Origin of the sequence: Pedobacter nototheniae (genome assembly GCF_004335085.1) — a bacterium.
Taxonomy (GTDB): Bacteria; Bacteroidota; Bacteroidia; order Sphingobacteriales; family Sphingobacteriaceae; genus Pedobacter; species Pedobacter nototheniae.
In genome coordinates this window covers 106,078-117,124 of the sequence record NZ_RQRS01000018.1, presented here as the reverse complement: position 1 = coordinate 117,124, position 11,047 = coordinate 106,078, and the positions used below count along the sequence as shown (strand labels likewise).

Annotated in this window: 6 protein-coding genes; 2 read left to right on the top strand and 4 right to left on the bottom strand. The window is 36.7% G+C overall.

The annotated features are described in order from the left end of the window. Positions 1 to 655: 655 nt before the first annotated feature. Positions 656 to 1,795 (top strand): sterol desaturase family protein, encoded by a 1,140-nt coding sequence (locus tag EHC72_RS16045; protein ID WP_131538720.1) that lies wholly within the window; start codon positions 656 to 658, stop codon positions 1,793 to 1,795. A 93-nt stretch (positions 1,796 to 1,888) separates the two neighbouring features. Here EHC72_RS16045 and EHC72_RS16040 read toward each other — a convergent pair whose 3' ends face one another. From EHC72_RS16040 to EHC72_RS16025, 4 genes are all read right to left on the bottom strand, one after another. Then, positions 1,889 to 4,948: an efflux RND transporter permease subunit gene (locus EHC72_RS16040; protein ID WP_131538719.1), complete on the bottom strand. Its 3,060-nt coding sequence runs from the start codon at positions 4,946 to 4,948 to the stop codon at positions 1,889 to 1,891. A 114-nt stretch (positions 4,949 to 5,062) separates the two neighbouring features. Continuing rightward, positions 5,063 to 6,118, bottom strand: coding sequence for an efflux RND transporter periplasmic adaptor subunit (locus EHC72_RS16035; protein ID WP_131538718.1), 1,056 nt, complete (start codon positions 6,116 to 6,118; stop codon positions 5,063 to 5,065). 3 nt (positions 6,119 to 6,121) lie between these two features. Then, a complete protein-coding gene (locus tag EHC72_RS16030) occupies positions 6,122 to 7,480 on the bottom strand; it encodes a TolC family protein (protein ID WP_131538717.1) in 1,359 nt (452 codons plus the stop codon). Between the two features lie 21 nt (positions 7,481 to 7,501). Then, positions 7,502 to 8,140 carry a TetR/AcrR family transcriptional regulator gene (locus tag EHC72_RS16025; RefSeq protein WP_131538716.1) on the bottom strand — a complete coding sequence of 213 codons (639 nt, stop codon included), beginning with the start codon at positions 8,138 to 8,140 and terminating at the stop codon, positions 7,502 to 7,504. 249 nt (positions 8,141 to 8,389) lie between these two features. Here EHC72_RS16025 and pruA point away from each other — a divergent pair, with 249 nt between their 5' ends. Further along, entirely contained in the window at positions 8,390 to 10,024 is a 1,635-nt protein-coding gene (gene pruA, locus EHC72_RS16020; protein ID WP_131538715.1) for an L-glutamate gamma-semialdehyde dehydrogenase, read from the top strand. Positions 10,025 to 11,047: the final 1,023 nt, after the last annotated feature.

The following is an 11,047-nucleotide window of genomic DNA, read 5'->3' as shown; positions in this document are numbered from 1 at the left end:
CAGACGGGCGTCGTACCTTTTTCTTAACAAAAAGGTACCCAAAAGTCAAGGCTGCACCTTTTCTTGCATAGCAACATTATAATTCCGACAGCAGTAATATGAGGCTTAGCCCAAAACACAATCCTTGACCCGCTGCATATTCCTTTGGTTATTCGTAAAACGGATGTAAGTACAAGAATTATAATGAGCTACTCTGCGAAATGCTGCTATGCCTGGGCGTAATCGGAAAGTTCAGTGATATAATTAAAGTCAGTTTAGCGATTGCACTTAATCCACTAACAAATCCAAACCACTGTTTCTTCGTTAAACTCCAAACCGGCATGGTCAATTATTCGGGAAGCACAGTCAAGGCCTCTTCACTGCCTTAAACAGAAAAATTGCAAGCCGACAATTTTTGGTTCTTTTTGTTGTCAAAAAGAATAAGGCCCCCGCGGCAGCGGATTCTATCTTTGTACCTCTACAAAATCTTCCCGACAACCGCATTCTCTCCAGCAGAGCCTCGGATAACCTCCCGACGATCGGATTTTGCCATATACGCTACCATCTTACTAAAGTTTAATGTAATCCCTTAGTGACGTGTTGTTTCTGCGGCGATTAAAACTTCGAAAACAAGTTATTTTTATTATTATTGCCATTCAATAAACTAACAAACTCAATGTCTCCGAATAAAAGATTAAAAGTTGGCCAAGGCTATATCAGTGGATATTTATCAATTTTTTTAGGTGTTTTAGTCTTGCTAAGTGTTTTTTGCTTCAGATATCCTGAACAATTAACCACACCAGAATTTAGAGAGGTTTACACCAAAAGTATAGCAGAAGCGCTAATGATTTTTGGAGTAATTGCATCCTTCTTTTTCGCTTTGTTAAGCTTATTACTGAGTAAAAAAATTAAACTAGCGCTAATTGGTTCATCCATAACGGGAGCAGCAATTGTATTGGGTGCATTAACTTTAAAGGGAACTGATGTAGCTAAAAGCAGCTGGCATTTTGGTTTGGATTGGATGATTTTGGATTTACTTTTGATGGTGGCAATCTTTGTACCGTTGGAGTTATTTTTCCCGAAGAATAAATCACAAACGAAGTTTCACGAAGAATGGCGAACAGATTTAACCTACTTTGTAATTAGTCATTTATTTATTCAGTTTTTCGGTATTGTTACTCAAAAGCCCGCGATTGTATTTTTTGGATGGATGGGTTTAGAAAAAGTACACCTTTGGGTGCAGAGTTTGCCTTTTGCAGTGGCGTTATTCTTAGCATTTTTTAGTACTGATTTATTTCAATATTGGGCACACCGTTTCTTTCATACACGTGTTGCTTTATGGCGCTTTCACTCTATCCATCATTCTACACAAAACATGGATTGGCTTGCTGGAAGTAGAACGCACTTTATTGATATTTTCTTTACCCGTGCAATGACGTTTATTCCTTTGTATATTTTAGGTTTTTCATCTACCGTGTTTAATGTTTATATCATATTTATTGCCATACATGCAGTATTAATCCATGCAAACACACGGATAAATTTCGGTCCTTTAAAATATATTTTTACTACGCCACAATATCACCATTGGCACCATTGCGAAGATCCGAAGTATTATGGGCATAACTTTGCCTCTATATTTCCATTTATAGATATGATATTTGGCACCTATTATTTGCCGGACAAAAAATGGCCTGCAGGTACGGGTGTTCATGAAGCTGCTTATCCAAAAGGTTTTATTAAACAATCCATTTACCCCTTTACGAAAAGTCCTTTTGATACCGATTTGAATATGGAAGAACGGAGTGATAGATAGTTTAATTTTTAAATTATAAAGATTTTCACTCTTAAACAATATTATAAAAGAACGTCATTGCGAGTTAATAAACTCACAATGACGTTTTAATTGTTAAGCCTCTTCTTTCGCTTCTACCTTTGGTGGCATTAATTTATAAACAACTGGTGTTACAATGCGTGATAACAAGGTAGAACTGATTAAACCACCAATCATTACAATGGCCAATGGAGAAATTAGTGGATTACTGGACATTGCGATAGGCAGCAAACCTCCTATTGCGGTAAATGTGGTAAGTATAATTGGTAAGAATCTAATTTCTCCAGCTTCTTCAATTGCCTGGTTTAGTGGCATTCCTTCTGATCGTAGCTGATTGGTAAAATCAACCAGCAAAATGGTATTTTTAACTTCTATACCTGCCAATGCCACAATACCAATAGTTGCTACAAAAGAAAGCGAATTTCCAGTTACCATTAATGCCAATACTGCGCCAACTATGCCCAGCGGAATTACAGAAAGTACAATAAGCGTACTTTTAAAGGTTTTAAATTCCAATACCAAAACTGCAATAAACATAAATAAGGTAACCAACAAAATACTTCCGAAACCACCAAAAGATTGATTTCTACTTTCTAACTCTCCTCCCATTTCGAAGCTATAACCTGTTGGCAGTTTAAAGTTTTTCATCTGCTTTTCTACATCCTGAATAACCTTATCATTTAAAAAACCTTTCTGCACAAAGGCATTAACAGAAATAGTTCTGGTTTTATTATAGTGGTTTATACTCAGTGGTGAAGTTTCTAGCTTTAAGGTTGCCACTTGCAATAATGGTATTGCCAAGCCTTGGTTATTATTGATGTAAAGGTTGTTAAATATACTCAAATCAGGATATGATGGGTGGTTAGTGGTTAATAATATACTGTAATCATCTCCTGTTGATTTCGGATTAATAAACTTACCCACATCAATACCAGCAACAGCCATCCGCACCGTCCTATCAATATTTACTGTTGCAATACCAAGTGCTTGCGCCTTGTCTTTATTTATTTCTACTTTAATATCAGACTTTAAATTTTTTAAAGGGTTATTTACATAGATTGTTCCTTTGGTTTTAAGCAACATATTTTCTATTTGTCCACCAAGTTTCCTCAATGTGTCCAAATTATCGCCAAGCAAACGCACTTCTACTGGAGAAATAATAGGCTGGCCTTGTTCAAAATCTTTAACCTCAACCTTTGCACCAGGGTAAGGTGTCCACTTTTTCCGAAGCATTTCTATTATCTCAATCTTCCTATCCGATTTAATATCTGGCTGCAGGAGCACAAACAATTCAGAAAAATCGGTGCGTTCATTTTGTGGTATCACGTTATAATAAATTCTCGGATTACCCTTACCAACGTTAGATGCGAAATAACGTACCTCAGGAATTTTCTTCAGCTCTTGTTCTATTTGTCGGGTAATGGAATCGGTATATTTTAAGTTTGATTGTAACGGCGTAGAGATATTAATCAAAAACTGAGGTTTCTCAGAAGCAGGAAATAAGCTGAAACCAATTACAGGAATTAACGCAATTGAACCACCAAAAATTACCAGAGCAATTACGATTGTTAATATTGGTTTAGCAAGTGCTTTATCCAATAACTTAGAGTAAGAACCATGAATAATTTTTTGTAACGTACGCAAGAAAATATTTCCATTGGCATCTGCATGAGGTCTTAATAATTTGCTTGATAAGAATGGTACAACGGTTAATGCCACCAACATGGATGCAATTACAGAACAAATTACAGCTACAGGTAAGCTTCTAATAAATTCTCCTGATGCTTCTGGCAAAAACATTAATGGCATAAAGGCAATAACCAATGTTGCTGTACAACCCAAAACAGCCATACCAATTTGTTTTGTTGCTTTTAATGTGGCATCCAAGCGGCTATGTCCATCACGCATCCATCGTTCAATATTTTCTACAACAACAATGCTATCATCAACCAATAAACCCAATGAAACCACTAAACCAACTATACTTAACTGATTTAAACTGAAACCTAAAGCACTGATTAATACAATACCAATGGCTAAGGAAAGCGGAATAGAAACCATTACCACTAATGATGCTCGTGTGCCTAATGGCAATAAGGTAATCATAACCAGTAAAATGGCAATGATAAAATCTGTGCCCAAACCACCTAAACGGTTATTTACATTATCGGCCTGATCAAACATTAATTGCTGATCGATGTTTGCTGGCAATGTTTTCTTAAAAGCATTAATTACGGGTAAATATGCTTTTTGGGCAACGGTTATATTACCACCAGTTTTTTGTGCAGCCACCACAAACACGCATCTAAATCCATTTAAGCGGGTGATGTCTTTTTCTTGAGAATAATCAAAATAAACATTGGCAACATCTTTTAGGGCAGTATTTTTACCATTGCCACTAAACACCACGGTATTTTTTATTTCATCGATATTTTGATAATTTCCACTGGTTTTAATGTTGAATGACTTGTTGCCTGCATTTACACTGCCTCCTGGAATATTGGCAACTTCGCTTTGAATGGCACTTGCAATTAATGTTACCGGAATATGGAGTTGCGCCAATTTCTCCAAATTTAAATCTACCCTAACCTGCTGATCGGGTAAGCCCATAATATCCACATTTTTAAGGTATGGGATTTTCTCCAAAGCGCTTTGAAGGTCTTCTGCCGCAGCCTTAATTTTATCTCTGGAGGCGTTTTCTGATACAAGGGCAATTTGTAGCACATTTACATCAGATGGTGCAACCTGTTGCACTTCCATACTGTAAATTTCTGGCGGTAGGTTTGCCCTTTCACTATTTACCTCACGCACCAGTTCTTGATACTTATCATCAACATTTACATTGTACTTATACTCTACAAAGAGCACTGCCAAACCATCTCTAATGGTTGTTTTTATCGTTTTTATGTTATCTAAGCCATAAATACGTTTTTCTAAGGGCTTAACAACCAGCTCTTCCATATCCTTTGGGCTAGCGCCCGGATATACCACCACAACAGGATAGCTGGGTGCATTCATATCCGGATCTTCCGACCTCGGCATGTTGAATATTGTTGTAATGCCGAGTGCCAAAACCATGAGCACCATAATTAAGGTAAACTGATAGTTTTTTACGGCGTATTCTGATATTTTCATTGTTAACTATAATTTAATAGAACATTTGAGCTGTTAACCGATAAAACACAAAGCAATAAGTACCCTTAACCACAAAATATTTTTGTGCTTCGCGTTTTTAAGTGGTTATATTTTTTACTTTTTTACTACTTTAATTTTAGATCCTTCTGTTAAGTATGCGCCACCCGAAACAATTATGGCAGTTGCATTTTCCAATCCTCCAATAATGTTTATTCTGTCGTTTTGTATGGCACCTAGTTTAACCTTAATCTTTTTAGCTGTTTTCTCATCATCAGTTACAAAAACATAACCCTCATTTTCTCCAGCATCCAATAAGGCATCATATGGAATAGAGTAGCTGCTTGTAGTTTTGGTAGGAATAATGATGGCCTTACCAAATAAGCCTGCCGCCAAACCTTTAACATTTTCATCATTAAGGGTAAGCTCTACTCCAAAAGTTCCGCTCTGCGGATCAATACCTTCAGCTTTGCGGCTAACTTTTGCTTGCAATGTAGCTTGAGGTAAAGCATCAGTAGTAATAGTGGCACGATCGCCAATTTTTAATGCAGCCCATTGCTCATCACTTAAGCCAATTTTTAAAAGCCATTTGCTTTGTTTAGCACCATTAATTTGTAAAACAGGAGTTCCTGGCCCTACAACCTGCCCATCATTGGCGAGTTTTTTTAGTACATAACCATTGCTTGTAGCTCTAATTTCTGAGTAATTTTGATTAAACTTTACTGCATCCAATTGCTGTTTAGCTACCTGTAGTGCTGTTTTGGCGTTCTGCATTTGCTCCAATGTTGCCACACTATCTTTATATAGTTTACTGGCACGGCTATAATCTCGCTCTGCTTTTTGGTAAGAAAGGTTTACCTGCTGTACTTGTGCAGAAATTTCTGTTTGATTAACAGATGCAAGCAATTGCCCCTTACTTACAGCATCGCCCTCCTTAACATAAATTTTGTTTATAATACCACCATTTTTAAAGGAAAGGAAGGTTTCATCATTAGTGGTAAACTGGCCTGATGATGAAATTGCGTGGTTGGCATCTTCAATTTTTAGTGCCATAATTTTTACAGGAATGGTATCTTGATTACCTATAGGGCTGGTTTCTGTTTTATGGTTATTGCAGGCATTAAAACCTAATGCTACAAGAATTAAAATCGGATAAAAAAATTTCTGCTTCATAAATTAATTTATTGAATAGGTTGCGGTTTCGCGTTCTAAATCAGCTACGGCCGATAAAACTTTATACCTGTTGATATTAACTAAAAGTTGGGCTGATGTGTATTGGTTACGTGCATCAATGGTTTCTATAAAAGAATTGGTGCCTGCTTTATATCCCTTTTCAATTAGCCTTTGATAGCTTGATGCGGCTTCAAATTGTTTTAAGGATGATTGATATGTTTGATAAACGGCTCTTAAATTGTTTTGAGCTGTTTTGGTTGTTAAATTTAATTGTTGGGCTGCCAAATTAGCATTTAACTCTGCATTGCGAATATCCAAATTGCTCTGCTTAATTTTATAATTGTTCCTATTACCAGTAAAAATTGGAATATCTAATTGTAAGCCTACCATATAATAACGGGTATTATCGTTAAACTTAAAGCCTTCTGATTGTGAACCAAGATCAACAAAGGCACCCAATTTTGGCACAGCAAACTGTTTATTCATTTTTAACGCGTTTTTATTAATTGCCACCACCTGGTCTAAAGCTTTTAACTCTTCTCTACTGTTAGAAAAAGATAAATCAGCTAATAATCCACTTACTTTATTCAGCTCATTTTTATTACTTTCATCAATATTTATTTTCTCGTCAGAATTTCTGTTTAACAGAAAGTTAAAATACATTCTGGCATTAATAACCTGCTGTTCTGCAGTTACCAATTGAGCATTTGCTTGTTCTACTTCACTTTTTGATCGCAGTACATAAGCTGGCAAGCCCTTACCACCATCCAATAATTTTTCATTAACTCTAAGTCCCTCATTAGCCAGTTGTAAACCCGATTTATAAATGTCTACCGCTTGCAATGCACTTTGATAATTGTAATAAGCGGTTTTAATATTTTTAATCAAATCTCGCTTGTAAATCAAAACCTCAAATTCTTGCAAATGCACCTGCTGTTCAGAAATCCGTCTATTGTAAATTAAATCGGAATTTATAATTGGTACACTTGTTCTGATTTTAGCGTCATAGAAATTTTTTGGTAGAAAATTAATGTTCTGGTTTTCCATTAAAGGAAACTTATTGGTTTGCGTTAGCTGGTTTAACGTGGAATAAACCGGATTGAGTAAATCGCCTAGTGGTAACGGAATATTTCGACCTCCATCTGCCGTTTGGTATGCACCTTGAAAAGCCACCGTTGGTAAAAAAAAGCTTTTTGCAGTTTTTAAAGCATACTGCGCTTTTTCCAGCGAAATGTTTTTCTGTTGCAATACAATATTATTCTTAAAAGCATCTGTCACATATTGATCCAACACTTGTTGCGCATTTGCAAAAGCTGTAGAGAGAACAAGAATGATTGCAATTGAAAAGAATTTAAACTTCATGATTAACAGTGTTAATATTTACTACTTTAAACCTTGCAAAATTTTAATAAAACTGTCGAAAGTAAGGTCCAAAATGTTATTTCCTTCAGGAACGGGAACCTTTGCTGATGCCACATGATCTAAATGCCCTTGCAATTTTAAGCTACATAAGCCATGCATTAACGACCATACATTTAAGGCAAACGTACTGGAATCGAAACTTTTAAAATAGCCTACAGCCTGGCAGTCTTCTACCGTTTTAATCAAAGCCAGAAAAGATTTATCACCCTCTTCCCACTCCTCATCTGCGCAATATTTTTTAACAAACTCTATAGGTTCTTTCTGAATAAACATCAACTCATAAAAATCAGGATTGCTCAATGCAAAACTCATATAAACCCTACCCATTGCCTTTAATCGTTCAAAAGGCTCGTGTACATGTTGTAAAACCATAAATTGTGTACCTAATAATTTAAAGCCTTCCTGGTGCAAGGCATACATAATATCTGTTTTATCTTTATAGTATAGATAAATTGTAGTTGGACTAAATTCTATCTTTTCTGCTATTTTACGTATTGAGGTTGCATCATAACCTTCTTTAAGAAAAAGCTCTTTGGCGGCATCTAAAATCCTCAACCTTAAATCTTCTTTATGCTTCTCTTTTCGCTCTTTTATTCCCATAATAATTCATTAACACCGCAAACATAGTTAACAGTGTTAATAAAATAAAATATTTTTGATAAAATTTTCAAAATAATATTTTAAACAGTTCAAGGAAGTAGATGATTTTGCTTCAGAAATACGTGTAAATTGGATTGGATTGAAGATTTATCAAACGTTTGCGCAGTATACCCTTCTATTTTCTGACAGTTTTATAGAATTGGCTATATATAAAACCCTTATCTTTGCGTAAATCATAATTAAAACATCATGCTTAAAGGATTTTTTAACGTACCAACACCAGTAAACGAACCTATTTTAAACTATGCCCCGGGCAGCAAAGAGCGTGCACTTTTAAAAGAAGCGCTTGCAGAAGCGCGTGCGCACCAACAAGATATTCCAATGTATATTGGTGGTAAGGCGGTGCATACTTCAAAAAAAGGTAAAGTTGTTCCACCACACGATCACCAACATATTTTAGCTCAATTTAGCATTGGCGATAAAACTCACATTAACCAGGCTATTGAAGCGGCATTAGCTGCAAAACAGGATTGGGAAAATTTAACATGGGAGCATAGAGCAGCTATTTTCTTAAAAGCGGCTGATTTAATTGCTGGCAAATACCGTTATAAATTAAATGCAGCAACCATGCTTGGTCAAAGCAAAAACGCTTATCAGGCAGAAATTGATGCAGCTTGTGAGCTGATTGATTTCTTACGTTTTAATGTAAGTTACATGGTTGATATTTACAAACAACAACCACCAGTATCGCCTAGAGGAAGCTGGAACCGTGTAGAGCAACGCCCATTAGAAGGTTTTGTGTTTGCACTAACTCCTTTTAACTTTACTGCAATTGCGGCAAACTTACCTGCCTCTGCAGCTATGATGGGCAATGTGGTGGTTTGGAAACCAGCCGATACCCAAGTTTATGCCGCCAACTTATTGATGGAAATTTTCCGTGAAGCGGGATTACCTGATGGCGTAATTAACTTAGTTTATGCGGATGGACCTGAAACAGGAGATGTAATTTTTAACCATGCAGATTTTGCTGGTATTCACTTTACAGGTTCTACAAAAGTTTTTCAGGAAATATGGAAAACCATTGGTACAAATATTCATAAATACAAATCATACCCTCGTATAGTAGGCGAAACAGGTGGTAAAGATTTTATCCTTGTTCACCCTTCAGCACAGGCAGATATTGCGAGTACTGCAATTGTTCGTGGCGCTTTTGAATATCAAGGACAAAAATGCTCGGCTGCAAGTCGTGTTTACATTGCTAAAAGCTTATGGCCTACTATTAAAGAATTAATGCTTCGCGATTTAGCGACCTTTAAAATGGGCGGAACAGAAGATTTCGGCAACTTTATTAATGCCGTTATCGATGAGCGTTCATTTGATAAATTGGCAAAATATATCGATCAGGCTAAAAAAGATAAAGGTGTAGAAATTATTGCTGGCGGAAACTACGATAAGAGCAAAGGCTATTTTATTGAGCCTACTGTTTTAGTGGTTGATGACCCGAAATATACTACAATGAGCGAAGAGTTGTTTGGCCCTGTTTTAACGGTTTATGTTTATGAGGACAAAGATTTTGATCAGGTTTTAGAACTTGTTGATACCACTTCTCCTTATGCACTAACTGGTGCTTTAATTGCTCAAGATCGTTATGCGATTGATAAAGCTTCACATGCTTTACGTAATGCAGCAGGTAATTTTTACATTAACGATAAATGTACTGGTGCAGTTGTTGGTCAGCAGCCATTTGGCGGTGCCAGAGGATCAGGAACGAATGATAAAGCCGGCTCAATGATTAACTTATTGCGTTGGGTTTCTCCTCGTACAATTAAAGAGGTTTTCGAATCTCCAACAGATTATCGCTACCCATTTTTAGCACAAGATTAATCTTTATAAAATTTTATTACCATAAAACCTCTGAGCAATCAGGGGTTTTCTTATTTATAGCCAAACAAAAATTAAATTATTTTAAGATATATATTAAAGATTTGTCTTGCCGGACGGGCGTAATCGGAAAGAATGGTAATTTTAATTAAAAGTTAGTTTAGCGATCGCCTAACACACTCATAAGTCCAAACCACTGTTTTTAGTTAAGCTCTCAATCGGCATGGTCAATTATTCGGGAAGCACAAGCAAAGCCTACCCACTGCCTTAAACAGAAAAATTGCAAGCCGGCACTTTTGTTTCTTTTGGTGCCAAAAGAAAAGAAGCCCCCGCGGCAGCGGATATAAGATTTGTCTTGCCAGACGGGCGTCGTACCTTTTTCTTAACAAAAAGGTACCCAAAAGTCAAGGCTGGCACCCTTTCTTGCATAGCAGCATTATAATTCCGACAGCAGTAATATGAGGCTTAACCCTATACGCAATCCCAACCCTCGCTGCATATTCCTTTGGTTATTCGGATAATGAAAGTAAGTACAAGAATTATAATGAGCTACCCTGCGAAATGCTGCTATGCCTAGGCGTAATCGGAAAAGATGGTAAATAATTGAAAGTTAGTTTAGCGATTGCTTATCATCCCAACAAGTCCAAACCACTGTTTTTTAGTTAAGCTCTCAATCGGCATGGTCAATTATTCGGGGAGTACAAGCAAAGCCTACCCACTGCCTTAAACAGAAAAATTGCGAGCCGGCACTTTTGTTTCTTTTGGTGCCAAAAGAAAAGAAGCCCCCGCGGCTAGCGGAAATACATTTGTCTTGCCAGACGGGCGTCGTACCTTTTTCTTAACAAAAAGGTACCCAAAAGTCAAGGCTGGCACCCTTTCTTGCATAGCAACATTATAATTCCGACAGCAGTAATATGAGGCTTAGCCCAACACTCAATCCTACGCTCGCTGCATATTCCTTTGGTTATTCGTAAAACGGAATTACTACAAGAATTATAATGAGCTATCCTGCGAAATGCTACTATG